This is a genomic window from Alteromonas sp. S005 (genome assembly GCF_036864475.1).
GTDB lineage: Bacteria > Pseudomonadota > Gammaproteobacteria > Enterobacterales > Alteromonadaceae > Alteromonas.
Window position 1 is genome coordinate 119,280 of record NZ_JAZETN010000008.1, and the last position, 25,045, is coordinate 144,324.

At 44.8% G+C, this 25,045-nt stretch carries 27 protein-coding genes; 17 read left to right on the top strand and 10 right to left on the bottom strand.

Features of this window, described 5'->3' with window-relative positions:
- Window positions 1-49 precede the first annotated feature (49 nt).
- Together V7R55_RS11355 and V7R55_RS11360 are read left to right on the top strand one after the other, a co-directional pair.
- A complete protein-coding gene (locus V7R55_RS11355) occupies window positions 50-1,555 on the top strand; it encodes a sensor histidine kinase (RefSeq protein ID WP_334059585.1) in 1,506 nt (501 codons plus the stop codon).
- Window positions 1,556-1,709: 154 nt separating this feature from the next.
- A complete protein-coding gene (locus tag V7R55_RS11360) occupies window positions 1,710-3,293 on the top strand; it encodes a methyl-accepting chemotaxis protein (RefSeq protein WP_334059586.1) in 1,584 nt (527 codons plus the stop codon).
- Between the two features lie 24 nt (window positions 3,294-3,317).
- On the opposite strand, the gene V7R55_RS11365 is transcribed toward V7R55_RS11360, so the two are convergent.
- From V7R55_RS11365 to V7R55_RS11375, 3 genes are all read right to left on the bottom strand, one after another.
- Entirely contained in the window at window positions 3,318-4,670 is a 1,353-nt protein-coding gene (locus tag V7R55_RS11365; protein ID WP_334059587.1) for an ABC transporter permease, read from the bottom strand.
- Window positions 4,670-5,473, bottom strand: coding sequence for an ABC transporter ATP-binding protein (locus tag V7R55_RS11370; protein WP_334059588.1), 804 nt, complete (start codon window positions 5,471-5,473; stop codon window positions 4,670-4,672). The genes V7R55_RS11365 and V7R55_RS11370 overlap by 1 nt, the downstream gene beginning before the upstream one ends.
- A 222-nt stretch (window positions 5,474-5,695) precedes the next feature.
- A complete protein-coding gene (locus V7R55_RS11375) occupies window positions 5,696-5,983 on the bottom strand; it encodes a YebG family protein (protein WP_014951121.1) in 288 nt (95 codons plus the stop codon).
- A gap of 247 nt (window positions 5,984-6,230) precedes the next feature.
- Here V7R55_RS11375 and rpsF point away from each other — a divergent pair, with 247 nt between their 5' ends.
- The 4 genes from rpsF (at window position 6,231) to V7R55_RS11395 (ending at window position 8,790) form a co-directional block, all read left to right on the top strand.
- Window positions 6,231-6,632 carry a 30S ribosomal protein S6 gene (gene rpsF / locus V7R55_RS11380; protein WP_014951120.1) on the top strand — a complete coding sequence of 134 codons (402 nt, stop codon included), beginning with the start codon at window positions 6,231-6,233 and terminating at the stop codon, window positions 6,630-6,632.
- 11 nt (window positions 6,633-6,643) lie between these two features.
- Window positions 6,644-6,871, top strand: coding sequence for a 30S ribosomal protein S18 (gene rpsR / locus V7R55_RS11385; protein ID WP_012519954.1), 228 nt, complete (start codon window positions 6,644-6,646; stop codon window positions 6,869-6,871).
- A 26-nt stretch (window positions 6,872-6,897) separates the two neighbouring features.
- The gene (gene rplI / locus V7R55_RS11390) at window positions 6,898-7,350 is read left to right on the top strand and encodes a 50S ribosomal protein L9 (RefSeq protein WP_012519953.1); all 453 of its coding nucleotides are present in this window, start codon (window positions 6,898-6,900) and stop codon (window positions 7,348-7,350) included.
- A 327-nt stretch (window positions 7,351-7,677) separates the two neighbouring features.
- Window positions 7,678-8,790: an MBL fold metallo-hydrolase gene (locus V7R55_RS11395; protein ID WP_334059621.1), complete on the top strand. Its 1,113-nt coding sequence runs from the start codon at window positions 7,678-7,680 to the stop codon at window positions 8,788-8,790.
- 21 nt (window positions 8,791-8,811) lie between these two features.
- Here V7R55_RS11395 and V7R55_RS11400 read toward each other — a convergent pair whose 3' ends face one another.
- The gene (locus V7R55_RS11400; RefSeq protein ID WP_334059589.1) at window positions 8,812-9,462 is read right to left on the bottom strand and encodes an MOSC domain-containing protein; all 651 of its coding nucleotides are present in this window, start codon (window positions 9,460-9,462) and stop codon (window positions 8,812-8,814) included.
- A 116-nt stretch (window positions 9,463-9,578) separates the two neighbouring features.
- Here V7R55_RS11400 and V7R55_RS11405 point away from each other — a divergent pair, with 116 nt between their 5' ends.
- The 5 genes from V7R55_RS11405 to dnaB all read left to right on the top strand — a co-directional run bounded on the left by V7R55_RS11405 (window position 9,579) and on the right by dnaB (window position 13,924).
- Entirely contained in the window at window positions 9,579-10,154 is a 576-nt protein-coding gene (locus tag V7R55_RS11405; protein ID WP_334059590.1) for an RNA polymerase sigma factor, read from the top strand.
- Entirely contained in the window at window positions 10,147-10,659 is a 513-nt protein-coding gene (locus V7R55_RS11410; protein WP_334059591.1) for a hypothetical protein, read from the top strand. Before V7R55_RS11405 ends, V7R55_RS11410 begins: the two co-directional genes overlap by 8 nt.
- 13 nt (window positions 10,660-10,672) lie before the next feature.
- Entirely contained in the window at window positions 10,673-11,686 is a 1,014-nt protein-coding gene (locus V7R55_RS11415; RefSeq protein ID WP_334059592.1) for a DUF4097 family beta strand repeat-containing protein, read from the top strand.
- Between the two features lie 266 nt (window positions 11,687-11,952).
- The gene (locus tag V7R55_RS11420; protein WP_334059593.1) at window positions 11,953-12,423 is read left to right on the top strand and encodes a hypothetical protein; all 471 of its coding nucleotides are present in this window, start codon (window positions 11,953-11,955) and stop codon (window positions 12,421-12,423) included.
- 115 nt (window positions 12,424-12,538) lie between these two features.
- The gene (gene dnaB / locus V7R55_RS11425) at window positions 12,539-13,924 is read left to right on the top strand and encodes a replicative DNA helicase (RefSeq protein WP_118491572.1); all 1,386 of its coding nucleotides are present in this window, start codon (window positions 12,539-12,541) and stop codon (window positions 13,922-13,924) included.
- Between the two features lie 153 nt (window positions 13,925-14,077).
- Here the strand turns inward: dnaB and V7R55_RS11430 are convergent, their stop codons facing one another.
- The 5 genes from V7R55_RS11430 to rsd all read right to left on the bottom strand — a co-directional run bounded on the left by V7R55_RS11430 (window position 14,078) and on the right by rsd (window position 17,236).
- Window positions 14,078-15,280 carry an OmpA family protein gene (locus V7R55_RS11430; RefSeq protein ID WP_334059594.1) on the bottom strand — a complete coding sequence of 401 codons (1,203 nt, stop codon included), beginning with the start codon at window positions 15,278-15,280 and terminating at the stop codon, window positions 14,078-14,080.
- Between the two features lie 101 nt (window positions 15,281-15,381).
- The gene (locus V7R55_RS11435; RefSeq protein ID WP_334059595.1) at window positions 15,382-15,819 is read right to left on the bottom strand and encodes a secondary thiamine-phosphate synthase enzyme YjbQ; all 438 of its coding nucleotides are present in this window, start codon (window positions 15,817-15,819) and stop codon (window positions 15,382-15,384) included.
- Complete coding sequence (locus tag V7R55_RS11440; RefSeq protein WP_334059596.1) at window positions 15,809-16,273, bottom strand: chemotaxis protein CheX; 465 nt, start codon at window positions 16,271-16,273, stop codon at window positions 15,809-15,811. The genes V7R55_RS11435 and V7R55_RS11440 overlap by 11 nt, the downstream gene beginning before the upstream one ends.
- Window positions 16,263-16,736, bottom strand: a complete 474-nt coding sequence (locus tag V7R55_RS11445; protein ID WP_334059597.1) for a transcriptional repressor — start codon at window positions 16,734-16,736, stop codon at window positions 16,263-16,265. Before V7R55_RS11445 ends, V7R55_RS11440 begins: the two co-directional genes overlap by 11 nt.
- Before the next feature lie 35 nt (window positions 16,737-16,771).
- Entirely contained in the window at window positions 16,772-17,236 is a 465-nt protein-coding gene (gene rsd / locus V7R55_RS11450; protein WP_334059598.1) for a sigma D regulator, read from the bottom strand.
- A 223-nt stretch (window positions 17,237-17,459) separates the two neighbouring features.
- Between rsd and nudC the strand changes: the two genes are divergently transcribed.
- The 3 genes from nudC to V7R55_RS11465 all read left to right on the top strand — a co-directional run bounded on the left by nudC (window position 17,460) and on the right by V7R55_RS11465 (window position 20,332).
- On the top strand, window positions 17,460-18,293 hold the full coding sequence (nudC, locus tag V7R55_RS11455) for an NAD(+) diphosphatase (protein WP_334059599.1): 834 nt from the start codon (window positions 17,460-17,462) through the stop codon (window positions 18,291-18,293).
- Window positions 18,294-18,560: 267 nt separating this feature from the next.
- A complete protein-coding gene (hemE, locus tag V7R55_RS11460; RefSeq protein WP_014951100.1) occupies window positions 18,561-19,652 on the top strand; it encodes a uroporphyrinogen decarboxylase in 1,092 nt (363 codons plus the stop codon).
- Between the two features lie 23 nt (window positions 19,653-19,675).
- Window positions 19,676-20,332, top strand: a complete 657-nt coding sequence (locus V7R55_RS11465; RefSeq protein WP_334059600.1) for a hypothetical protein — start codon at window positions 19,676-19,678, stop codon at window positions 20,330-20,332.
- A gap of 40 nt (window positions 20,333-20,372) precedes the next feature.
- Here the strand turns inward: V7R55_RS11465 and queG are convergent, their stop codons facing one another.
- Window positions 20,373-21,515 (bottom strand): tRNA epoxyqueuosine(34) reductase QueG, encoded by a 1,143-nt coding sequence (queG, locus tag V7R55_RS11470; protein WP_334059601.1) that lies wholly within the window; start codon window positions 21,513-21,515, stop codon window positions 20,373-20,375.
- Between the two features lie 6 nt (window positions 21,516-21,521).
- On the opposite strand from queG, the gene V7R55_RS11475 reads away from it, so the two are divergent.
- The 3 genes from V7R55_RS11475 (at window position 21,522) to V7R55_RS11485 (ending at window position 25,008) form a co-directional block, all read left to right on the top strand.
- A complete protein-coding gene (locus V7R55_RS11475) occupies window positions 21,522-23,021 on the top strand; it encodes an NAD(P)H-hydrate dehydratase (protein WP_334059602.1) in 1,500 nt (499 codons plus the stop codon).
- Window positions 23,022-23,090: 69 nt separating this feature from the next.
- Complete coding sequence (tsaE, locus tag V7R55_RS11480) at window positions 23,091-23,573, top strand: tRNA (adenosine(37)-N6)-threonylcarbamoyltransferase complex ATPase subunit type 1 TsaE (RefSeq protein WP_334059603.1); 483 nt, start codon at window positions 23,091-23,093, stop codon at window positions 23,571-23,573.
- An 85-nt stretch (window positions 23,574-23,658) separates the two neighbouring features.
- Window positions 23,659-25,008: an N-acetylmuramoyl-L-alanine amidase gene (locus tag V7R55_RS11485; protein WP_334059604.1), complete on the top strand. Its 1,350-nt coding sequence runs from the start codon at window positions 23,659-23,661 to the stop codon at window positions 25,006-25,008.
- Window positions 25,009-25,045 lie beyond the last annotated feature (37 nt).

Sequence of the window (25,045 nt, forward strand, 5' to 3'; positions counted from 1 at the left end):
AAAGCGTGCCCTTATTCTTAAATGGGTACGCACATTGGAGGGCTTTTAGGTGAGTGAGAATTCGTATTCCACCGAAAACGAACGCATTCGAGCGCTTGAAGCCCGTGTTAATTCGCTAGAGCGGCAGCTTAAACGTCAAAAAATTGCACGTAAAAACGCTGAATCTTTCTTAGAAACTTATTCACAGGATGCCTATTTAGTCAATCAGGCATTACGCAAAGCACTTAAAGACTCTAAACAAAGGGAACGAGAGCTTCTTTACCTCAATCGAACAGCGTCCCAACTTACCCAAGCAATCTCCGGAGAAAATTACATATTTTCGGCGCTTGAATCTGCCGTAGAGTTTAGCGGTGCGTTTTGCGGTAAAGCCTTTACCGTTAAAAATGGTGAACTAATTATTGGCAATGATGATAGTGTGCTGGTTCAGGGGAAAGGCTGGACAACGTCTCATACTTTAGCGCAATTTATCCAACAGGAAACGCCACTAGATTTACGAGAAAGCTATTCCCACTGGTGTGTTAGTGCGGTAGTACAGCCTGAAACAGATAAAGAATCTCGCTTACTCCACTTTATGCATGAAATGTCGAAGGGGGAATACACGTGGTTAGTATTGTTGACCAAAGACGATAACCTAGAAGAAGAGACGCTTTACGTTTTAGATACCACAAAGCATTACCTCAACATCACCTCTCGATACCAAAATAAGAAAAGTGAATTAGATACCAGGCAGCTAGAGCTGAGTAACGTGAAAAAGGATAGGGATTTCCTTGAAGAAAGGTTAGTCAGTGCTGACAAAATGGCCATGCTAGGTCAGTTAGCTGCTGGTATCGCCCATGAAATTAACAACCCAATCGGTTATGTGCGAAGTAACACTGTCGTTGCAAAAGATATCTTTAATGATTATCAACGCGCTCTCGAGGAAATAGGTAGCCTTTGTAAAGAAGCGGGCGGTGAAATTGAAGTGCAGTTCATGGCATTAGAAAAGCGTTTTTCGCTCAAAGACAGCGCGACCGAAATTGCGGAAATGTTTGATGAGTCTCATGAAGGTATTGAGCGCATAATCGAAATCGTGAAAGCGTTAAGAAGTTTTTCTTATCCAGGCTCAGGCAAGCACTCTGAAATTAGCGCTATCGAAGCCATGAATATAGCGATTAAGCTCACCAATAATTTGCATCGTTATCGCAATGTGGTGCGCTTTGAAGTGCCTGAAGAAGACGCTTTCTTCAACGGTAACTCAGGGCAAATTCAGCAGGTCCTTGTAAACTTCTTAACCAATGCGATATATGCCACTCCTGAAGGGAAAGAAATAACGCTCAAAGTAGAGAAGGAGGCGGACAATGTCCGCTTAATCGTTGAGGACGAGGGCGTAGGCATGTCTAAAGAAACACTGAGTAAAGTTTTTACGCCTTTTTTTACCACCAAACCGCCAGGCGAGGGTACAGGGCTAGGGATGTCTATTTCTATGACTATTGTTGAGGAGCACAATGGCAGGATTGATATCGTCAGTACTGAGGGAAAAGGCACGACAGTATCTGTCATATTGCCATTGGTCTAAAGTATAAAGTTCTTTTTTAACTGATTGATAAAATATAAAATTTCTCAAAGTTTTTTCTCAAACTAGACAGCGGCTGTTTATGTTCTAGTCTTATGAGAAAGCAAAGGTTTTATGCTCTATGGATGAGTACTTTGCAAAATGGAGAGAGTATTTAATGAGAAATAACCAGCCTGTTACCCAAAAAGAGTATAAGTTTCCATCTCACCACCGCCTTATTTCATCAACAGATAAGCGTGGGGTCATCCAACACTGCAATAGTGAGTTTGTGGAGGCGAGTGGTTTTACTCGTGAAGAATTAATAGGAAAAAACCATAACTTGATTCGTCACCCCGATATGCCTGCACCCGTATTTAAGGAAATGTGGCGTACTTTAGAGTCTGGGCAAAGCTGGCTGGGGTTAGTTAAAAACCGAAGAAAAAATGGCGATCACTACTGGGTTTCAGCATTCGTAACGCCTGTATATGACGGCAAAACAATCGTGGGGTATGAATCTGTCCGCGTGCCTGCTTTAAATGATGAAATTGCCAGAGCGGCGAGCGTCTATGCGAGAATGCAAGAAGGCAAGTCGCCGGTATCGCCAGTATCTAGAACTGTGCAGACACTTTCTCATTTAGCTCCGTCATTAATGTTAAGCTTTTTAATGGTGTTGGCTCTTGGTTTTACACATGGCGTAGCTGCGGCTGGCATTGCTCTTCTAGGTGCCATTATTTTAATGGTGACTCAACAAGCAAAAGCCAAAAAAGATTGGCGGGAGCTGATTACACTCAGCCCTGAAAGCTATGCCGATGAAACGGTGGCGCAAACTTACTTCCCAGACCCACCTCATATTAGCCAAGCCAAACTCGTGTTAGGCTGTGAACTTGCTAGAAACCGCACAGCATTAACTCGAATACAAGACGCGTCAGCGGGTCTTGAGTCTATAGCTCACGCAACGCATCATCAGGCTGAAAGCACAAGCGCTGCCGTCGTTCAACAAAACCAGGCTACTCAGCAAATCGCCTCCGCGGTTACACAAATGAGTCAAGCTATCCAAGAAGTTGCTGAGCGGGTTGAAGGTAATGCCAAAAGTGCAAAAACAGCAGCGGCCAACGTAGAAACAGGTAACCAAAAAGCAGAAGAAGCCATGCAGGCCATTGTTGCTTTACGCGAAGCTGTTGAGTCAATATCGACAACAGTAACTGAATTAGCTCAGTCAACTAGTGATATTGGTGAAGCGGCCAACATTATTTCTACCATTGCCGAGCAAACAAACCTGCTGGCACTTAACGCCGCGATTGAGGCTGCAAGGGCGGGTGAGCAAGGAAGAGGTTTTGCGGTTGTTGCTGATGAGGTGCGTACCTTAGCTTCGAAAACTCGCGAATCGACCGACAAAATCCACAACATTATTACAGAACTTGCTGAGCGCTCTGACCGCGCGGTGCGAGTTTCAACAGAAGGGTTAGCCTCAGCAGAGCACGGCAGCGCGATAGTAGAAGAAACCCGAGGAGCCTTGTTTGAAATTAATAATGCGGTGAAAGGTATCGCAGATGCTACTGTGGAGATGTCTTCAGCTGTAGAAGAACAAAGCACGGTTGCGGAACATATTAATCAACAGCTAGTAGAAGTGGCTGATGGCGCATCTGAAACCCAGCGTTCCTCTGAGGCATCGCTCGCGGCCAGTAACGATTTGCGCGCCACGGTGAATCAGGTACATGAACTTATTTTGCGTTTTAGCACAAACAAGCGTGTAGGAGAGTAACACTCTCCTACGCGTTGGTTTTGCCTAGTTCGTATTCAGTCCAGCATGCAGACCGCGTTTATAGGCTGCAACGGCCGGGAACAGCGACACTAAATAGGTACACCCTAATATAAGTAAAATGATAATAGCGCTGCTTTGTACAAACAGAGGGCTACTTAAAAACAGTCCATAAGTGCTGCTTAACCAAGGCTTTAGTACACTCATTAATCCGGCAACTAAGCCCAAACTTAGCGCAGCACTCAAAATGGAAAGCAGCATAGCTTCAATTTGAATTAGCAGTAATAAAGTAAATGGTCCGGCGCCAATAGTGCGTAAAACAGCTATTTCTTGGTAACGCTCACGCATAGTTGCAAGTAGCATGGTTGCAAGCCCAATAAGCGCGCAGATGACGATAAGACCGGAAAGGCCAAGTAATAGCGATTCAACATTTCCCATAATTTGCCAAAGTTCTGCGAGTGCCATGCCCGGTAGAATAGCCATTAGCGGCTCATTTTTACTTTGATTGATCTGGTACTGCAGTTGCAGAGCAGTTACCCGATGTTTAAGCCCTAGCATCACCACAGATACAGACTCAGGCGTAAACGCTTCGCTATTGTAAGACGCATGTTCACCGGTATGCTCGTCGTGCTCGTGCTCGTGCTCGTGCTCGTGCTCGTGCTCGTGCTCGTGCTCGTGTTCGTGTTCGTGTTCGTTCGCCTTGTCAGCAGATTTACGTCCTAACATTGAGGTGGGTGAATGCTTGGGCCCTGTGTGGGCCTCTTCAAGGCCCTGCAAAGTGACATAAACAGCCTTATCCACGGGGGTGCCTGTTTTATCTAAGATTCCGGAAATAGTAAAAGGGTGATCGTCATGATTATTGAATGAAACACTGCCTAAGCCGTGAGAAATAATAATCTTATCGCCTACTTCATATCCCAATGATTCGGCTATATCAGCACCAATTACCGTAGATAGCGGCTGTGTAAATGTCGCTCCATCAGATAGCTGTAGTGACTGCATGTCCCCGTATTTAAAGTGATCAAAAAAGCTGTTGGTCGTACCTACCACCCTAAAACCTCGGTGAGTATCACCCAAAGATAGTGGGATAAGCCACGATATCTGCTTGTTAGATTGAAGCGCCGCAATACTTTTATATTCAATACCTTTAGTGGGAGTGCCTATATTAAACACTGACGACAGAAGTAAATTAAGCTGTCCACTTGGTGCGCCAACGATAAGGTCGACGCCTGACACTGTGCGTGTAAAGCTGGTTTTCACTTGGCTTCGAATAATGTCCACGCACAAAAGTAAACTTATGCTGATAGTAATGCTTAGAAGCGTGAGAACTGCCGTGGTTTTTCTGCGCTTTAAACTTTCAATAGCAATGGTACTTAGCATTATGCACGCTCCTGTACTTGCTCGATGCCACCGAGTGAAGACTTTGCATGGCTTGTACTTAGGCTCAATTCACTCATACTGCAATGACGGTCAAAGTAGCTCTCCATTGCTTTATCATGACTAACGAAAATCATGGTGCTCTCACCTGCTACATCTTTTAACAGCGACATAAAGCTATCTCGCGCGTCGCTATCTAACGCCGAAGTTGGCTCATCGACAATCAATAACTCTGGATCATTAATGAGCGCTCGGGCTATTGCTACACGCTGCTGTTGACCAATACTCAAGGCATCGGCTTTAGCATGCAGTACCCGTGAAGGGAGTTGTAGCTTGTCGAGTAAATGAAGAAGCTTCGCATCTTCCGCCGTTTTGCTTATTTTTTTATTCGCAAAATATACTGCGGCGTTAATATTTTGTGCCACAGAAAGGTAGGGAATAAGATTAAACTGTTGAAAAACAACGCCGATATTGCGTGCTCTAAACTTGTCCCGCTGTCGGTTCGATAGTGCGGAGAAAGGCTGCGCTATTAAGGCAATGTCGCCCTGAGTTGGAGTTAATGTTCCGCACAGCAAATTGAGCAATGTGCTCTTTCCGCTACCTGAAGGCCCTGAAAGAAAAACGTGCTCACCTTGCGAAACTTGCCACGCTTTAATGTCAATGATGGGGGGACTTTCTTTGGTGTACGAAAACTGTAAATTGCTAACTTCAATCGCTGTGTTGCGCTCTTTATTCACTGCGTTGTGCTCTTCAGACACTGCGTTGCGCTGGGAATGAGTGCTATTATTTTTATTGATGGTATTCACGCTAAGCCCGACCTGTATTTACGTCTTATATTCACATTAGCAAAAGCGACACGTCTGTTCACCCTGTTAAAAAGCAGAGAAAACACATTGCCGCGTTGAGGTAATGTTATCAAATAACATTTTTGCGTATAGCTATGCTATCAGATCTCATCAGCCTAAAGCGGCAATTGCTCTTATTAATTGCTCATCATAACGACGCAAAGGAGAAGCGCGCCTAAATTATCAGCCGTTAGCTTGTAGCTTTACCACTTCAGCGCTTTCGTCTTCTAATACGCTTTCTGCAGTAGCGCCTTTGAAAATCTTACTGATTTTATCTTTGTTTTTAGACAACATAATGGTGAGCTCTTCCACTACGCTATCGTCAAGCTTGATGCCCTTCGCATGAATGTAGTCAGCGAGGTTATCTGCCGCATCGAGCATTTTGTCATACTGATCAGCTTCTTTTTTGTCGGTAGTTACCAATTTTTCTACCCCTTTGTGCGTAACAACATACTGTGTGGTAATGGCCATGGTAGGTCCCCTGTTTATTAAAGACACAAAAACTGTACAATAATTTACTGTATAAATAAACAGTATTTTAATTAAATGTCTGAGCGTAGTGTTTGGAGAGAGGGCAAAATGATTGTTCTAAAGGTGATTAATGCTTGTGCAATTAGTAACTGCTGCGTATAATGCGCGCCCTTACAGCCATCCCAATTCGTTCCTTGTCTCCATACAGTCGGCTGTACTGTCGAGGCTACAACCGTAAGGAGCTATAATGCGTCATTACGAAATCGTATTTATGGTTCACCCTGATCAGAGTGAACAAGTACCTGGTATGATCGAGCGTTATACTACTATCCTAAAGCAAGACGGTGGTCAGATTCATCGTTTAGAAGATTGGGGCCGTCGTCAACTGGCTTACCCAATTGAAAAGCTGCACAAAGCCCACTACGTACTAATCAATGCTGAAGCGTCTGCAGAAGCTGTTGATGAATTGGAAAATGCTTTCCGTTTCAACGACGTGATCCTACGTAACATGGTTATGCGCACTAAGACTGCTGTGACTGAGCCTTCTCCAATGATGAAAGAAGAGCCTCGTCGTGAGCGTCGTGACGATTCTGCTCCTCGCCAAGATCGCGCGGAAAAGAAAACTGAAACCACTGAAGACAACGCTTAAGGAGATCACCCATGGCTCGTTTTTTCAGACGTCGTAAGTTCTGCCGTTTCACTGCAGAAGGTGTGACTGAGATTGATTACAAAGATATCGCTACTCTTAAGAACTACATCACTGAGAGCGGTAAAATTGTCCCTAGCCGTATTACTGGTACAAGCGCAAAATATCAGCGTCAGCTGTCTTCTGCGATCAAGCGCGCACGTTTCCTTGCGTTGCTTCCGTACACTGATTCACACAAGTAATTTGGCGAATATAAGGGTTAGCTAAGATGAATATCATCCTACTAGATAAAATCGCCAACCTTGGCGGCCTGGGCGACCAAGTGACTGTTAAGTCTGGTTACGCTCGTAACTTCCTTTTCCCACAGGGTAAAGCGGTTCCTGCAACTAAAGACAACGTTGAAAAGTTCGAAGCACGTCGTGCTGAACTTGAAGCGAAAATTGCTGAGCAACTAGCTGCTGCTAACGCACGCGCTGAGAAAGTTGCTGAGCTTGCTGAAGTTACAATCGCAGCACCTGCTGGTGACGAAGGTAAACTATTTGGCTCTGTTGGTACTCGTGACATCGCTGATGCAATTACTGCAGCTGGCGTTGAAGTACAAAAAGCAGAAGTTAAACTACCTACTGGTACTCTTCGTGAGACTGGTGAGTATGACATCGACTTACAACTTCACTCTGACGTTATCACTTCAATCAAAGTGATCATCATTGCTGAAGCGTAATCGCTGACGTATTTGAAAAAAGCCGCTCTTAGAGCGGCTTTTTTTTGCTTAGAATTTGCCATCAATCTTAAAGACCCCCTAACGCTCAAGTCGTGAAAAAGCAAATTGATATGCAGGCTGATGAAGGTTTAGCAACAAATAGTCCAAGTAACCTTGGTGGCTTAATTCAAGCTATTTTTGTTACAAATTTACTGTGGTGCCGATAGTTTCTCGCTTTACAATAGCGGTTCTTTTGATGTCTGCACAATTGAGTAAATAAAACATAGACGCAGCAGCTAACTAAGCGCTTTGACTGCTAGGTGGAGCTACATGGACGTGATGTTGAAAATGGTAATGAGTTTAAAGAGGTTAACGACGTTGTCGGCGTCGCTAGTTGTAGCAGGAAGTATAATGACTGGCTGCGCCAGTTCTAATTATGTTACTCAAATAGAAGGTGAAGATGCGGTAATCAAATACACAGATGAACCGGGTTTCGAGGACAGGTTCAGCAATATCTACAGCGGTTTTAAAGCATACCCTGTTACCTGTACTAATGATTGCTATCCGGCATCTACTGACATTGAGTGCGAAAGTGACATGCAGAATTGTCAGTTTGTTGGCAACAACCCGACATTGAACTCGCAAACCCCCTTTACCGTAACCTGGTTAGGGCACGCCAGTTTTTTACTGAACATTGACGATGGTGAGCAAATACTTATCGACCCGGTGTTTGGCCAGTTTGATTGGCCCGTTAACTGGGCTTTTCGGTTGGCAGAGGGGTTTAACCGCAACGAACCCGCTAAGGTAGGTGGAGACAGGCTGGCTAAAACCGATGCTGTGGTTTATTCCCATATACACTATGACCATTTTAATAAAGCTGATATTGCTGAATTAGGTACAAGGCCTGAGTATCTTGTACCGTTAGGTTTCGCTGAGCACTTTCCAAATAGAGGCTATTCCATCAGTGAGATGGCGTGGTATACCAGCAAAAACGTAGGTAACACCTCTATTCACTTCGTGCCTGCCCATCATTTCAGTAACCGAATTTGGGTGCCTTATTTGTATGAGGACGACAATGCTACATTGTGGGGTGGTTGGGTATTTGAGAATGAAGGGAGCACTTTGTTCTTTGCGGGAGATACGGGATATTCGCCGCACTTCAAAGACATTAAAGCGCGCTTTGGGGAAATAGATGTTTGCCTGTTACCTATAGCGTCTTATTTTAGCGAAACCTCGCCTAAATGGTATCGCAAGGTGCATACTACACCAGAAGATGCCATTGTTGCCGCCCAAGACCTGGGCTGTAAAGCCGTAGTGCCTTGGGGCTATGGAAACGCCAGCTGGATGATGGGAGACAAAACATCACACTCTGCGCTATTTCGACTGATTAAAATGAAGCGGCAGCTAAACCCTTCCATGCCTTGGATTATTTTGAATGAAGGTGAGCGAGCGTCTTTTTAATTTAAGCTAGGGATAAATGGCCTATTTATCCGCAATCTTATCTGCAATTTTTTGGCATTTTCCGCGCCATTCATCATCAAGCGGTTCAAGCGTAGCCAGCTTTTCAGCCAATGCTGGGTCCGCTTTTGTATGGGCACACTGCATTAAGGTGTGAACATTAACAGTGTCACCTTCTCGGTGCAGTAGTGTTACTTCGTCGCCAACGTTAATGGTGCCGGTTTTAATAACTCGGTAGTACCAGCCAGTGATGCCTCGTTCTCCAACAAATCTATCTAAGTTGGGGATGCCAAAGCGGTGGGATATTTTATTGCAAGGGGCACGGGGTGCACTTACTTGCAGTTCTACCTCGCCGAACTTCCATATATCGCCGATATAAACGGTAGCATCGTCCATGCCCTCTACACTGATGTTTTCGCCAATACTGCCTAACGAAAATTCGCCTTCAGGAAAGTGTTTTTTCAATGTTAGATAGTTGGTCGGATTGAACTGATGAAGCACTTTTTCTGGCCCGCCGTGAAGGCGTTTGTTGGCCTGTTCGTCTTCATCGGTTCTGTCCATATGTACCGTTAACGCGTCGACGGGGGCTTTAACAATACTGCTTGGTGCCCCACGAGGGCCAAGCGGCTGAGGTTTTCCAGCAAACAGAGCGTTAACAGAAAATGAGGTAGACATGGCATCTCCAAAAAATTTTTTGTGCATTTAAACCTTTCTACTATAGGGTACGACTAACCTTATAACTCTAACAAGTGCTAATGCTAATCAGCACCACAAATAACAAAGAGAAAAGAATGGAACACACACAACAACGTGTTGTACACGCCAATGTGGTGTTTGGTAACAAAGGCGAAAACGAGCTTATATCTAAAGCGAAAGAGGGCGATAAGCAGGCGTTTAGGTCCCTTTACGATGAACATATTGGGCGAGTCTACGCGCTTTGTTACCGGCTTACAGGTGAAAAGGGAATGGCAGAAGATGCTTCGCAAGAAGTCTTTATTCAGCTTTGGAAAAAGCTCGGTAACTTTGATGGCCAAAGCCAATTTTCCACGTGGTTACACAGCGTTACGGCAAACATTACCATTTCCTATATGCGCAAGCAGAAAGGGTGGGTGCAGCGGATGTTTAACTTAGAAAATAGCGGCATTAATGAAATGCCTGCTCAAGAGAATAGCACCGATGTGGATTTAGAAGCGTTGATTATTCGCCTACCAGAACGCGCCAGAATGGTTTTTGTACTTCACGCACTTGAAGGTTACCGACACGAAGACATTGCCAACATGTTGAGTATGGCAGTGGGCTCAAGCAAAGCGCAATTTTTCCGTGCTAAGCAATTATTGAAAGATTTTATGGGAGTCGATGATGAGTGATTTTGATAACAAGCTTGCTCAGCATGTGTCTGGGTTATCGAAAGAGAAGCAGCCAGAAAGGGACCTATGGCGTGGAATTGAACTAGGCATAGCGTCTCAGCAGAGTGATGCTTCAAATGAAGAGAGCTCACCTTCTACGGTAACTTCAAGGCAGTGGCTGGCTATAGCTGCCAGTGTTTGCTTGGTTACTGTCTTGTGGTTTGCTGCTCCTTTTGTGTTCAAAAGCGATGAAAGTAGAAGCAGCGGGTACGCGTTGATTGACGCAATGAGCAGCCAACAGCAGCAGCAAGTTAACAGCCTGCTAGCAAATTATGAAAGTACACCAGCACTAACACAAGACTGGCAGGAGCAACTTAAAGAATTAGATGATGCCGCTGATGTTATTAAGGCGGCGTTAAAAGACGATCCAGACAACTCAGCATTAATAAAAATGCTGCATCACGTATACCAACAGCAAATTGCCTTGATTGAGCGAGTGCACGCGCCCAAGTGGCAGCAAATTTAATAAGGGCTTCAACATGAATGTAAATATGAAAAACACAGTATCTGATAAGTTAACGCACACGTTCAGCACATCGAACAGGGTTAAAGCTGTGCTAACTACGGCATTATTAAGCATTACTACTGCCGCCTTTGCGGGTGAAAAAGTTGATAAAACCATTGATACCTCATCCTCTCCTAAAGTTGATATTGAACATATCGATGGAAAGGCTGACATCCGAGTATGGGATAAAGCTCAGGTACGGGTAACAGGGGAGCTTGGTGATCAAACCGAAGAATTTATTTTTGAAAAGCGCGGAGATGTTGTTGTTATTCACGTAGAGGTGGAGCACCGCTCAAAGAGCTGGTATCAGAAGAGTCGAGATGGTGATGACCTGATAATTTACGTGCCATCGGCAAGCGATCTTCATTACACCGCAGTCAACGCAGATGTGAAAGCTGAAGGAATAACAAAAGCGGTAGATGTAGAAGTTGTTAACGGCAATGTCACACTGGAAAACATTGGAGAGCGCGTTGAGGTTGAATCTGTGAATGGCGATATCTTATTAAAGAACGTTAAAGGCCGTTTAGAAGCCGGCACGGTTAACGGCGATATAGAAGCAACGCACGAAGGTACCACGCCTGTGAGTTTTGCAGCGGTCAATGGAAAGCTTGATATCGCATCGAGCAGCCCTGACTTATCTGTTGAAACTGTGAACGGACGTATTGATCTATCGTTGCAAAATATTGATAGCCTGCAGATAAATACCGTTAACGGTCGTACTTTCGCTAAATTGGGGCTGAATTCGAATGGCAGTATTAAAGCTAATTCGGTTGGTGGAGCAATGGAATTTGTTTTCCAAGATGATGTCTCAGCGCAGTTTGATATTGAGACACACGCAGGTGGGAACATTGTAAATAAAATTAGCGGTGAAAAAGCACAAAAACCAAAGTATGGACCTGGAAGCTGGTTGCGCTTTATACACAACGGTGGTGCTGCGAGCGTCGATATTTCAACGGTGCATGGTCGTATAGAAATAGATCAAAAATGAATAAGCTATAGTAAGCTTGATTGAGACTTTAGCTTGAAAAAAGCAATTTAGACCACATTTATTAATCAGTGTATGTGATGACGTTTAAAAAGCTGCGTTTGTACGCAGCTTTTTTTGTTTGGTCGCTAAATGTTGATATTTGAGCGTTTAGTTAGAACTATAGGGAAAGTTTAAAACTCTATAATCAAGCCATTACAAGTAAACTTTTTAGTTGGCTTGTACGTTAAACTATCTGATTTTAATGAATTTTATATATGGAGAGTAAATTGAGTATTATTGGACACGTCAAAAGGTTTTGGCGATTTCATAGCCTAATTATCGGTGCGTTTGGGATATGTGCGCTAACCTTAGGTTGTGCTGTTCAAGAGCCCGCTTATTATGAAGGAACTTGGGTTGTTACTAAAGCTTATAACGTTGGCATTACCGCTCACTCAACAGCTGAATCAGAGCAGTTTCTCGGGCGCTCTGTAACCTACGAAAAAGAGACCGCGAAACTCGACCAAGTCTTTTGCGAGTCACCTGTTTATACCTCCGAAGAGATGAGTGGAAGCGACTTTCACGCTACTTTTGGTGCATCACCGTCGTCACTAGATTTCAGTGATGACACAATTACCCAAGTAAGTTTTGCTTGTTCAGATAACGAGGCAATCATGGGGTCGACACTGATTTTTCAAGAGAACATCAACACTTATACCTTAGTAGATGGCACTTTTCTGAAGCTAGAAAAAACGCTATAGCTTAAGCTGCCTTTTTAGGCTCTCACGATAAAAGACCTGCTTCCTTTGTTGAGACATGTGCGTTAAAAGCGCATAATATCCAACTGGTTTTTGTGCATTGGAATAGGCTTTACTTGTGGCGTCTGCGTCTAACAACGATAAAAATGTTGATAAATTGAAGGTTCCCCCTCATAGCATTGAGGCTGAGCAGTCTGTTTTAGGCAGCATGCTTATCGACCCTGAAAGCTGGGATAAAGTCGCGGAACTCGTTACCGATAACGACTTTTACAATCGTTCACATCAAATAATCTTTCGTGCTATTACGCGATTGCTTAATAGCAGTCAGCCTATCGATCTTATAACGGTTTCAGAAGAGCTCGAAAAGCACGATGAACTGGAAGATGCGGGTGGTTTTGCGTATCTCGGCGAGCTAGCGAAAAATACTCCAAGTTCTGCAAACGTAGTCTCTTATGCACAAATTATCAGCGAGCGTGCTATTACCCGTGAGCTTATCGGTGTAGCCCATGAAATTGCTGAAGTAGGTTACAACCCTGAGGGCCGAGACAGCGCAGACATTCTTGATCTTGCGGAAAGTAAAGTTTTTGAAATAGCAGAACGAAGAACCGGTGAGAACGAAGGCCCTCGCGATGTCGAGTCTGTCTTGGGTAAGACTATTGACCGTCTTGAAGAGCTGGTAAAAACCAACAAAGAAGTGACGGGGGTTACAACTGGCTTTACTGACTTAGACAAAATGACCAGTGGTATGCAGCCCTCTGACCTTATCATTGTGGCAGCGCGTCCATCAATGGGTAAAACCACCTTTGCAATGAACTTGATTGAAAACGCCATGATGGCGGAAGAAAAGCCGGTGCTTGTTTTCAGTCTTGAGATGCCTTCTGAACAAATCATGATGCGTATGTTGGCGTCATTGAGCCGTGTTGATCAAACGAAGATTCGTACCGCTCAGCTAGACGATGAAGACTGGGCGCGTATATCCAATACTATGGCTATGCTTAAAGATAAAGACAGCTTGTTCGTTGATGACTCTTCGGGTCTAACACCTATGGATGTGCGGAGTCGAGCCCGTAAACTCGCGCGAGAGCGCGGTGGAATCAGCCTTATCATGGTGGATTACCTTCAGCTTATGCGTGTACCGTCGCTAAGCGATAACCGTACGTTGGAAATCGCCGAAATATCACGGTCATTGAAGGCGCTTGCTAAAGAACTTGAAGTACCCGTAGTTGCGCTGTCACAGCTTAACCGTACGCTAGAACAACGTGCCGATAAACGCCCAGTTAACTCTGACCTTCGTGAATCTGGTTCAATCGAGCAGGATGCCGACCTTATTATGTTTATCTATCGCGATGAGGTTTATCACGAAAACAGCGAATATAAAGGCATTGCAGAGATTATTATTGGTAAACAGCGTAACGGCCCAATCGGTACCTGCCGACTTACCTTCCAAGGCCAGTTTTCTCGCTTTGATAACTATGCAGGCCCTGCCATCGCAGATGAGTACTAACGCACTTTACTGGTTTGAGTTAATTGTCTATCAAACTAGCAAGCTGTAATTGAATAGCGTGAGACACTCGTTTTTGTAAAACGCTATTTAGGACGGATCAACAGATACAAAAAAGGCGCCTTTCGGCGCCTTCTTCAATTCATATAGTATGAATTATTTTTCTTCAGCTACTTTCACTGTGTCTTTAACTGTCACTGAAATGCGACGGTTAACACGGTGTGCTTCAGAATCGTTATCAGTATCTAGAAGCTGAGTTTCGCCGTAACCGATAGTCTCTAGGCGAGAGCTATCGATACCGTACATGTCTACCATTACTTCTTTGAAGTTAGCAGCACGACGCTTAGAAAGGTCCATGTTGTATGCTTCAGAACCTGGTGCAGAAGTGTGACCTTCTACTACTGCAGTTGTTGAAGGATACTGCTTCATGAACTCAGCAAATTCAGAGATTTCTGGATCTTTAGGCATTTTAACAACAGCGCTTTCGTTGTCGAATAGAACGCGTAGTGTGATTTCTACTGTCTCTTCGTCAAATACTGTACAACCTTTAGCATCAACTTTTACGCCAGCCGGTGTATCTGGACACATGTCTTTGCTATCAACAACGCCGTCATTGTCAGCATCTTTAAGCGCACAACCAGTAGCATCTACTTTAGTGCCAGCTGGAGTGTTAGGACACTGATCAACGCTGTTTAGAACGCCGTCGTTGTCGTTATCAACGCTACAGCCAGTCGCATCAACGCGAACGCCAGCTGGAGTCATTGGGCACTGGTCTTTGCCATCTACAACGCCATCGTTATCGCTGTCTTTAGGTGCTGAAGGTGTCGCTTTACCAAATGGTACGGCTAAACCTAGCTTGATGCTGTAATCGTTATAATCTTCGCCGAAGTCATGGTAAGCGGCAACTTCAGTAATTAATTTAATATTCTCATGAACATCCCAGTGCTTACCAATACCAATGTTACCAAGAGTTGTAGAGTCAAGAACAGCTTGGCGCTTTACACCACCGAATAGGAACCACTGGTCATTTGGCATGAAGTACATTACATCAACGCCGGTCATTTCACCGTCGTCTTCAGCCGAATTTCCCGCATTATCAGTATATTCTAGCTCTAATGCAGTAAATTCAACTCTTGCGGCCCAGCTTTGAGTGAAACGGAAACCGTACTCAACAGTTAGGCCGATACCGTTATCGTCCGCAACGCCCTCATTGAAAGGTCTAGACTCATCAGTGTTGTAGTACATCGCTGAGCCACCAAACCAACTTTTATACGCTGGTTCAGAAGAGTCTTGAGCAAATGCACTGGTAGATGAAAGTACAGCAAGAGATAGCGCTGCCATTTTAAAGTGTTGTTTCATAGTCACATCCTGTTTAACGTTGAGTGATTATCGATTTTAGATAATTTTGTGTTGTGCTTGTCGCTATAAGCAAGCACAAATTGTGCCATTTATAATATGGGTTAGGCTGCAATCCCTTGTAATGTGGCAATAATTGTTCGTCTTCCACCATGATCTCGGTGTTCACCGAGCATGATACCCTGCCACGTACCAAGTGCAAGTTTGCCTTGTTGGACAGGAATGGTAAGTTGACAGCCTAGTATACTCGATTTTAAGTGAGCAGGCATATCATCTTTACCTTCATAAGTATGCCTGAAAAAAGGAAGCTCTTCTTTTACACTATGGTTGAAAAAAGCCTCCATATCATGCCTCACTGTGGGGTCGGCATTTTCGTTTATTGTTAAACTTGCACTGGTGTGCTGAAGCCACAGATGTAGAAGCCCGACTTCAACATGCCGAATACTGGGGAGTGAAGACTCCACCTGTTCGGTGATCAGGTGAAATCCTCTGGGGTAGCTATTGAGTGTAATTTTTTCAGAGTGCCAGAAATTATTTGTCAAAACAGATTTCCAAATGCGCTAATCCTTCATCGCACATGAAAGGGAGAATAATTTTAGCACCGTCAACCTGATGGCTAATAGTGTGTTGCTTTCCTGATACAACGATAGGTGTTGCCATTCCGAACTCGAATCCGCGTTCTGCTAGATCTCGCTTTGCATTCCCGCAAATCATATTAGTGACCTCACCGACCATATCACCCACTTCAGCATCAAGTTTTTCAGGACGCTCTCCCACCATTCGCTCCATAATAGTAAGGGCAAGTGTTTCATCGAACGTGATAGACATAGAACCGCGAACATCTGGACCCACCATGCCTATCAAGCCAGAAACATCACCTTTAGCGATATCGCTTTGCTTGCGTTTAGGCTTGCCCGGCGTCAACTTCGTTTGTGCCATCGTTTCTAGCACGTTTAGCAGGCCGGCAATAAAAGGGTTCACAAAATCAGCATTCATGTGCACTCTCCTGGGCAGTGGGCGCTTCGGTTTGTTGACAGTCGGCACATAATCCATGGGCCTCAATGGTTTGTTTCGACACTTTAAAGCCGTGTTGTTTTGCCTGATTATCGAGAGTATCTTGAAGGCCTTCAGACTGAATCTCGGCAACATCACCGCAGCTGTCACAAATTAAAAACTGAACGGGGTGGTTACATCCAAAATGGTAACAGGCAACGAACGCATTGGTAGACTCTAAGCGATGAATAAAGCCAAAGTCGAGAAGAAAATCCAAGGCGCGATACACTGTCGCAGGCTTTGCGCTGGACTCTGTTTCTTTTAATGAGTCGAGTAGTTCATAAGCACCCATGGGGCCGTGCTTCGATACAAGAATCTCGTACACCTTTTCTCTAAGCGGTGTAAATCTGGCGCCGCGCTGTTCGCAATAAGCGCGCGCTTTATGAATAAGTGTGGTTTTGTTCATTGATGATAACCGTAAACTCGACTGTCATTGTTATATTAAAGCGTCACTTCTGGATCACGTTTGTTTGTGTGGACGTGAGCAATTAACTCATCCTCCAAGGCAAAACGCTCTTCTAGTGTTTCTCCTAACTGGGCTAGGGCGCAATCGAAGCGCGACGCTTGCTCTGGGGTCACGGCTTGTGCAAACGTATCGTTGAATTCCAGTGCAGCGTCAGTAGTTTTTGTCAATTCAGGGTAAAGCTTGTCCCGCAGTGCCGAACCCTCACTGTCACCCTCAACTAAAATATCGAAAACTTCGAAGTGACCAGCAGAGAGATAATCGAGTAAAGCACCACAAAAGTTTGCGATTTCATCGGCATCGGGTAAACACTCGCTCTGACTGTTAATACCGGCAAGCTCACAGTACGAGACTAGTAAAGCTTGTCTGTCTAAAAGCCAGCGGTCTATGACCTGGCTTTTACCACCCCATTTAGATTTAACGCTTTCCAACTGTTGCAACATTGTATGCTACTCGTTTAGCGACAATAAGTTTCAGTATAACACCGTGCACTAGCGACACAAATTTTGCACGAAAAAGATTACAGTAAAAACATGGTGCTAAGATAGACTGAAAAGCAATTAGCGTTTCGCTGGCCTTGAATTTACAACTTTTGGTCTGAATGAACGGTAACCTTTATTTGTCCCTAGTGTATGATGAAGTTCAGGAGCACAGGAGTAACACAAGATGATGATGAAGTTAGATGAGGGAAAATTGATTACCCAGCAGGCAATGTGGGTGGTATTCAGCCGCAGTAAAGTTCTAATACATGAATCATCTGAGTCTATCCCCGTCGCTTACTTAAGTGAAATTCCGTTTTTGGCATCGTATGTTGATGAAATACATCAACTTCCCCCCCTAAATGACACTGCGCACAGAGACTTGCCTGTTTTTGTTGTGGATTTAGGAGCTGAATATGTAGACGAACCCGGCTGGGAAACAGTTTCACTTAGGCAGCTTCTTTTTGCTGAGTATGACATTGCTTTTTCTGTAATAGGCAGAGCATGGCAATATATTCATTTTTTGCGTACCCATCAGTTTTGTGGTCAGTGTGGTGCTAAAACGGAGCGCGTTGATTGGGAAATGGCAATGCAGTGTCACCGCTGTCAGCATCGAACTTATCCAAGGGTTTCACCTTGTATAATCGTCTCTATTCACAACAATGAAAAAATACTATTAGCAAAAGGGGTTCGCCACAAAGAATCCAATATGTACTCAACCCTTGCCGGCTTTGTAGAAAGTGGTGAAAGTCTGGAGCAAGCTATTCATCGAGAAGTATTTGAAGAGGTTGGCGTAAAAGTTAAAAACCTTCGTTACTACAATAGTCAACCTTGGCCGTTTCCTCACTCTCTCATGGTCGGATTTATTGCTGAGTATGATGGGGGAGAAATTCGTTGCCAGGAAAACGAGATAGATGACGCACAGTGGTTTGACGTAGATGCATTGCCGACTATTCCACCGAAAGTATCTATCGCGGGACAACTCATCGCCAAAACAATGTCTCTAATTAGCAACAAATAAAAAACCCTGCCGAGGCAGGGTTTCAATATGTTTAGCACGGCCCCATAAAGGGCTTCTTTTCGTTTAACAGCAATAGTAATAGCAAACGCTCACTTTAAGTGCAAGTTACTTTTTAAATGCCGTATGAGAAATACTCGTCTTTAATTATCGACACTACATCGATTTGTCATGGAAACTCCGAGTTTTTAATACAGGTTTTAGCACACCTTGGTCAGAATGCTGGTATACTTCGCGGCTCTAATATGTACAGTTATTTAGGTGAGTTATATGTCGCAAAATTTCCCCAGTGTTGATAAGCCCGCGTTGAAGAACGATCGTTACTTACGTGCGTTACTTAAACAGCCGGTTGATGTGACACCTGTATGGATGATGCGACAAGCGGGACGTTACCTGCCAGAATATAAGGCGACCCGTGCGGTGGCAGGCGACTTTATGTCGTTATGCAAAAATGCTGAGCTTGCCTGTGAAGTTACGTTGCAGCCTTTACGCCGTTTTCCTCTTGATGCCGCTATTCTTTTCTCTGATATTTTGACTATCCCAGATGCAATGGGGCTTGGTCTTTACTTTGAAACAGGCGAGGGTCCACGTTTTAAGAATCCAATTACGTGCAAAGCGGATGTGGATAAAATCGGTCTGCCGGATCCAGAAGGCGAGCTGCAGTATGTAATGAATGCGGTTCGCACCATTCGCCGAGAGTTGAAAGGTGAAGTACCATTAATTGGCTTTTCTGGAAGTCCTTGGACACTAGCCACCTATATGATCGAAGGTGGTTCGAGTAAGGCCTTTACCAAAATCAAAAAAATGGCGTTTGCTGAGCCAGCCACGCTACACGCATTGTTAGCCAAACTAGCCGACTCGGTAACTGAATACCTTAATGCGCAGATTGCAGCGGGCGCCCAATCTGTCATGGTATTTGATACATGGGGCGGTGTGTTATCTCCTCGTGATTACAAAGAGTTCTCGCTTCAGTACATGGAGCGTATTGTAAGTGGTTTAACTCGTGAAAATGAAGGCCGTAAAGTGCCTGTTACTTTGTTCACGAAAAACGGTGGTATGTGGTTAGAATCAATTGCAGCAACAGGTTGTGACGCAGTCGGTTTAGATTGGACTATCGATATTAAAGAAGCGCGTGCACGTATTGGCGATAAAGTTGCGCTTCAAGGCAATATGGATCCTTCTATGCTTTACGCTCAACCGCAACGAATCGAACAGGAAGTGGCATCTATTTTAGAAGGCTATGGCGAAGGAAGCGGTCACGTATTTAATTTAGGGCACGGAATTCATTTAGACGTGCCACCAGAGAACGCTGGCGTGTTTGTAAACGCAGTGCATGAACTTAGTAAGCAGTACCACAAGTAAGCGTTTCGACAAAAAGGACTGGAATGAAAGCGTGGCTTGTGGTGCTACTAATAGCGTTTACGTTGATAGCGGGATATAAATTCTCTGGTTATCAACATCAGCTAAGTGAATCCAATGCAGAGAAAGAGCGACTAACAACGGTGTTAGAGCGCTCTCGCGCCACGGAAGCCAGCGAACTTAAAGTCATTAAGCCTGCTGCTAAGCTAGCTAAAAGCGAAAGCAAAGCACCGCGCCTTGTTGACGTCGACGATACTGAACTAGCCAGCGCGCAATTTGCACAAAGCACTCATTCAATACTCCCCGACTCGTTTTATAAGAAAACAGAAGGTTCACTTAATAACTTTTTTGCTTTATCCCCCAATAAAGAACGCTTCATGTTGGAATCGGTAAAGTGTGGAAATGGGCTCTGTGAAATAACAGGTGAGTACGATGGTTCTGAAACTGAGTTATCTTTGGTGATTGCAGCTTTAGAAAAAGAACCATGGTGGCAGTTTGGTTCACCAACCATTACTACAAAGGAAATTCAGCGCGGTTTGAGACTAAATGTGTCTTTTGTTGCCTCACATTTGCCAAGCGCTAAAGTACAAAATGGTACAAGTGCCCGAGTACAAAATACAAATGGTGCTCAGCCCGACTCGAATAATCAAATTGGAGCGGACCACATAGCATCAGCAGGATAACGTTATCATTCACGTTTAATGCTGCTGTTACGAGTAAATCTTAAGCGTCTCTGGGTAAGCCTTTTTCAACAACCCGTATCAGCCGAGCTTGTTGTCTGCTGTCACCACTTGCAGTTTGTTGTTTGTCTTGCTGTTGCGCAATAGCCCAGTCAATGTGCCTGTCTACTAAGTCGCTTACACACCCCCGCCTTTCTTCTAAAAGCTTAATGCTTTTTTCATTATAAGGAGCATTGCCTAGCGCAACGGCGATATTTCTCTGCCACTTTTCAAATCCGATACGCCTGATAGGCGAGCCTTCGGTATTGCGTAAAAAGGTTTCTTCAGACCAACTAAACAAATCATTAAGACTTTGACCATGCAATACCTGCCTAGGATGAAAGTCTTCTTCATTAGTAATATCGGCGAAACGATTCCAAGGACAGACAAGCTGACAATCATCACAGCCGTAAATGCGATTGCCCATCTTGGGTCGCAATTCTTCGGGTATGTCCTTATCCGACTCAATGGTGAGGTATGATATACAGCGTCGACCGTCCACTTTATATGGCGCTACAATCGCGTTTGTCGGGCAGATGGTTAAGCACGCCGTGCAGCTTCCGCAGCCTTCTTCAATTGGTGTATCTACCGGCAGCGGTAAATTAATAAAAAGCTCCCCTAAGAAAAACCAAGAGCCCGCTTCTTTATTAAGTGTCAGGCTGTGCTTACCTGTCCAGCCAATCCCCGCTTTTTCGGCAATGGCGTGTTCCAGAACGGGTGCTGAATCCACAAACGGGCGGTATTGGGTATGCGCAAGAGAGGCGGTTATTTTTTCGCCTAGCTGTTTTAAGCGCTTACGTAACACTTTGTGGTAGTCACGGCCTAACGCATAGCGGCTGATATAGCCTATTTCTGGCTTTTTTAAATGCTTAGCAAACGAGGCATCAGGAGGTAAGTAATTCATGCGAACACTGATTACACGCAATGTGCCCGGGACCAGTTCATCTGGCCGAGCACGCTTCATCCCATGGCTTTCCATAAAGGCCATATCACCGTGGTAGCCCTTGTCTAACCATTCCTGTAGGTGCGACTCGTGCTGATGTAGATCAATATCGCTGATGCCAACCTGTTGAAAGCCTAGCGCTGTACCCCAAGCCTTGATATTGTTGGTCAATTCAACAAGGTCGATAGAACTAATTTCGGACATGTGCTTATGCTAGATACTCAATTAACGTCAAGTTTATCATACAAACTATTTCGGGCCGATCAGGTTAGAGAAAATGAAGGGCAAGCTGCTGCCGACTCTGGCTGTGACATGTTTACCTTAATGCAAAGAGCCGGTGACGTGGTATTTAAGCAATGCTTAGAGCTAATGCCTAATTCAGATATTTATTTGGTGTTAGTAGGCCAAGGTAACAATGCAGGCGACGGCTATATTGCTGCTATTAACGCAAAACTCGCAGGTAAACAGGTTCACCTCTGTGCGGTTGAGCCCGAACGTACCCTCGAAGGGGACGCGGGTAAAGCACAGCAGCGCTGGCTTGATGCAGGTGGTAGCATAAACGGCTTCGATGCAGGGTTATTGGAAAAATCTGATGTTGTTATTGATGCCCTTCTAGGTACAGGTATAAATAGTTACATTCGCAACGAGTTTGCCGATGTTATCGACGCTGTAAATGCTTCAGCAACACCTGTTGTAAGTGTAGATGTGCCATCTGGACTTGATGCAAATACAGGACAGAGCTTGGGCCGTTGTGTTCAGGCCGATATCACAGTGACATTTGTGGGTATAAAGCCTGGGCTAGTCACTGGTGCAGGCAAACAATCATGCGGCAAACTGGTCTACGCTGATTTGGGTATAGGTAAAGCTTTTCAAGCATTAGCCAAAGCCAGCGCCACTATGCTGAATATCGACCACTTTAAAGGGATGGGTCCTAGGGAGATCAACAGTCACAAAGGCACTTACGGACGGTTGCTATGTATTGGCGGAAACCGAGGAACTGCAGGAGCTATCCGACTCGCCAGCGAAGCGGCACTTCGAAGCGGTGCGGGTATGGTGCGTGTTTACACCCATGAATCTTCAGTGGTTCAGGTTAGTGCCGGCAGGCCTGAACTTATGGTAACCGACTTTAATTTGGAAGACGCACTTGCTTGGGCGACCTGCGTGGTTATTGGACCAGGTCTTGGGCAAGATGACTGGGCTGAAGAAACATTTGAAGTCACAATGAAGCATTGTCAAAGTCAAAATAAGCCTGTGGTTATCGACGCTGACGCGCTTAACCTTTTGTGTCAGCAATCCACCGCGTACACCCTGTCGGACAGTATTTTAACCCCTCACGCGGGTGAAGCAGCGCGCCTACTGGGTGTTTCTATTGACGATGTAGAAAGTGACCGCTTTAACTATGCAAGACAATGTTCACAGCGATACCACTCCGTCTGTGTACTCAAAGGGGCGGGCACGCTTATCGATAACGAGAAGAAAACCTGGGTTTGCCGTCACGGTAACCCCGGTATGGCCACGGCAGGAAGCGGTGATGTGCTAAGCGGAATTCTAGGCGCATTGCTTGCACAAGGTGTAGAAACGGATATTGCAGCAAAGTATGGTGTGGTGCTTCATGCAAAGGCAGGTGATGATATTGCCCAACTGTACGGTCAACGTGGTATGATAGCGAGTGATTTGTTCGACGCAGTACGTGCGCTTATCAACCACTAAATAGGTTGGTTTTGTCTTAAACGGGCAGGCATCTACTGTGTTATCTTCTATTACTGTGGAATATTGTTGATGTCTTACCCGCATACCTCTTTTTTTGCTAATGAAGTAGATGATACCGCGCAGCTTGCCAAAGACTTAGCGCAAGCTGTTTCTAGTCAACTCCCTACCGATGCTGTTATTTATCTCAACGGCGATTTAGGGGCAGGAAAAACGACATTTAGCCGTTATTTTATTCAGTCTTTAGGCCATTCAGGTAGCGTTAAAAGTCCAACTTATACACTGGTTGAACCTTATGAGTTGGATAGCGTCAATATATATCACTTCGACCTGTATCGCTTGGCCGACCCAGAAGAGCTGGAGTTCATGGGAATTCGCGATTACTTCGGCTCGGGCGCAATAGCGCTTATTGAATGGTCGGAAAAAGGCGGCGAATACTTGGCATCCCCAGACTTAGTGATTAGTATAAATATTACGCCATCGGGTAGACAGTTTAATTTGGAAGCAAAAAGTGCCCATGGTGCTAAGTTGCTTCAACAATGTAAACGCGTGTAGCGAACATTTGAGTTGAAAGAAACATTGAACAATTAGCGGCTCCGATGTTTACGAGAGTGGCATGACAATAACATAAAGGCTAATTATGGTGCGCAGTATAGTTTCGGTATTATTCTTGTGTTTCGTGGTGCAGTTTGCATACGGCGCACAAAATAACATCGACGGAGTAAGAATATGGCCGTCGCCGGACAATACACGTGTCGTTTTCGATATGAAGTCTGCGCCAGATTTCACCTACTTTACTCTGAAAAACCCAGTTCGGTTGGTTATCGATCTTAAAAATACTAGCGATTCTGCAAACCTTTCAGGCGTTGAAAATAGCGGTAACTTAATTAAAAAACTGCGATATTCGACCCCTAAAAATAAGTCATCGGCTAGGATAGTTGTTGAACTTAACAGAAGTACAAAGCCCTCATTGTTTGCTGTGACGCCTAGCGGCTCTCTTGGCCACAGGCTTGTGGTTGACCTACCTGACAGTTCGCCTAAAAAGTCCACTACATCGTCGGCATCGACATCAATAGGCTCAGTGGTAATTGACGATAAAAGCAGCGCCCGTGACAGAGATATTATCGTTGCCATTGATGCCGGACACGGTGGACACGACCCAGGCTCAGTTGGGCCTGCAGGGACGTATGAAAAGCACATCACGCTGAGCATAGCCAAAAAGCTTGAAAGCAAAATCAATCGAGAACCCGGTATGCGTGCCATAATGACACGCGGCGGTGACTATTATATTTCTCCCAATCGTCGTCCTGAGATTGCCAGAGAGAAAAAAGCTGACTTACTTATCTCTATTCACGCCGATGCGTTTAGTCAACCACAGCCGCGAGGTGGCTCGGTATGGGTGCTCTCAACACGCAGGGCCGACACTGAACTAGGTCGCTGGTTAGAAAAATCAGAGCGCCATTCTGAGCTGTTAGGCGGTGCCGCTGAAGTTATCAATGATAAGTCCAGCGAACGATACCTTACTGAAACCATACTGGGCTTATCTATGGATCACAGCATGGCGACCAGCCATGATTTAGGTAATAAAGTGGTAGAAGAGTTGAAGCAAGTGACCAGCCTTCATAAAAGAAAGCCACAAGCTGCTAGCTTTGCTGTGTTGACTGCGCCAGATATCCCGTCAATATTAGTTGAAGTTGGTTTTATATCGAACCCGCAGGAAGAGAAAAACCTAAACTGGTCGAAATATCGCGAGCGCTTGGCGAATGCTATGTTCAAGGCAACCAAGCGCTACTTCAAGCAAATACCGCCTGATGGTACACTGTGGGCTCAAGAAAAAGCGAACAGCAGGACGCACAAAGTCAGAAGCGGTGAATCGCTTTCACTATTGGCACAGCGCTACAATGTGAAAGTGAGCAGTATTAAAGCTGCTAACGATCTTTCGAGTGATGTTGTTCGCGTAGGACAGGTATTAAATATTCCGAGAACATAAACCAAGGTTCAGTTTTACCGGACATTACCAGTGCTTC

What these genes read in the sequence shown, in the direction of transcription:
- V7R55_RS11360 (WP_334059586.1), top strand. Translation starts at nt 1,710, where the DNA reads ATGAGAAATAACCAGCCTGTTACCCAAAAAGAGTATAAGTTTCCATCT.
- V7R55_RS11365 (WP_334059587.1), bottom strand. Translation starts at nt 4,670, where the DNA reads ATGCTAAGTACCATTGCTATTGAAAGTTTAAAGCGCAGAAAAACCACG.
- V7R55_RS11375 (WP_014951121.1), bottom strand. Translation starts at nt 5,983, where the DNA reads ATGGCCATTACCACACAGTATGTTGTTACGCACAAAGGGGTAGAAAAA.
- rpsF (WP_014951120.1), top strand. Translation starts at nt 6,231, where the DNA reads ATGCGTCATTACGAAATCGTATTTATGGTTCACCCTGATCAGAGTGAA.
- rpsR (WP_012519954.1), top strand. Translation starts at nt 6,644, where the DNA reads ATGGCTCGTTTTTTCAGACGTCGTAAGTTCTGCCGTTTCACTGCAGAA.
- rplI (WP_012519953.1), top strand. Translation starts at nt 6,898, where the DNA reads ATGAATATCATCCTACTAGATAAAATCGCCAACCTTGGCGGCCTGGGC.
- V7R55_RS11395 (WP_334059621.1), top strand. Translation starts at nt 7,678, where the DNA reads ATGGTAATGAGTTTAAAGAGGTTAACGACGTTGTCGGCGTCGCTAGTT.
- V7R55_RS11400 (WP_334059589.1), bottom strand. Translation starts at nt 9,462, where the DNA reads ATGTCTACCTCATTTTCTGTTAACGCTCTGTTTGCTGGAAAACCTCAG.
- V7R55_RS11405 (WP_334059590.1), top strand. Translation starts at nt 9,579, where the DNA reads ATGGAACACACACAACAACGTGTTGTACACGCCAATGTGGTGTTTGGT.
- V7R55_RS11410 (WP_334059591.1), top strand. Translation starts at nt 10,147, where the DNA reads ATGAGTGATTTTGATAACAAGCTTGCTCAGCATGTGTCTGGGTTATCG.
- V7R55_RS11415 (WP_334059592.1), top strand. Translation starts at nt 10,673, where the DNA reads ATGAATGTAAATATGAAAAACACAGTATCTGATAAGTTAACGCACACG.
- V7R55_RS11430 (WP_334059594.1), bottom strand. Translation starts at nt 15,280, where the DNA reads ATGAAACAACACTTTAAAATGGCAGCGCTATCTCTTGCTGTACTTTCA.
- V7R55_RS11440 (WP_334059596.1), bottom strand. Translation starts at nt 16,273, where the DNA reads ATGAATGCTGATTTTGTGAACCCTTTTATTGCCGGCCTGCTAAACGTG.
- V7R55_RS11445 (WP_334059597.1), bottom strand. Translation starts at nt 16,736, where the DNA reads ATGAACAAAACCACACTTATTCATAAAGCGCGCGCTTATTGCGAACAG.
- rsd (WP_334059598.1), bottom strand. Translation starts at nt 17,236, where the DNA reads ATGTTGCAACAGTTGGAAAGCGTTAAATCTAAATGGGGTGGTAAAAGC.
- nudC (WP_334059599.1), top strand. Translation starts at nt 17,460, where the DNA reads ATGATGATGAAGTTAGATGAGGGAAAATTGATTACCCAGCAGGCAATG.
- hemE (WP_014951100.1), top strand. Translation starts at nt 18,561, where the DNA reads ATGTCGCAAAATTTCCCCAGTGTTGATAAGCCCGCGTTGAAGAACGAT.
- V7R55_RS11465 (WP_334059600.1), top strand. Translation starts at nt 19,676, where the DNA reads ATGAAAGCGTGGCTTGTGGTGCTACTAATAGCGTTTACGTTGATAGCG.
- queG (WP_334059601.1), bottom strand. Translation starts at nt 21,515, where the DNA reads ATGTCCGAAATTAGTTCTATCGACCTTGTTGAATTGACCAACAATATC.
- V7R55_RS11475 (WP_334059602.1), top strand. Translation starts at nt 21,522, where the DNA reads ATGCTAGATACTCAATTAACGTCAAGTTTATCATACAAACTATTTCGG.
- tsaE (WP_334059603.1), top strand. Translation starts at nt 23,091, where the DNA reads ATGTCTTACCCGCATACCTCTTTTTTTGCTAATGAAGTAGATGATACC.
- V7R55_RS11485 (WP_334059604.1), top strand. Translation starts at nt 23,659, where the DNA reads ATGGTGCGCAGTATAGTTTCGGTATTATTCTTGTGTTTCGTGGTGCAG.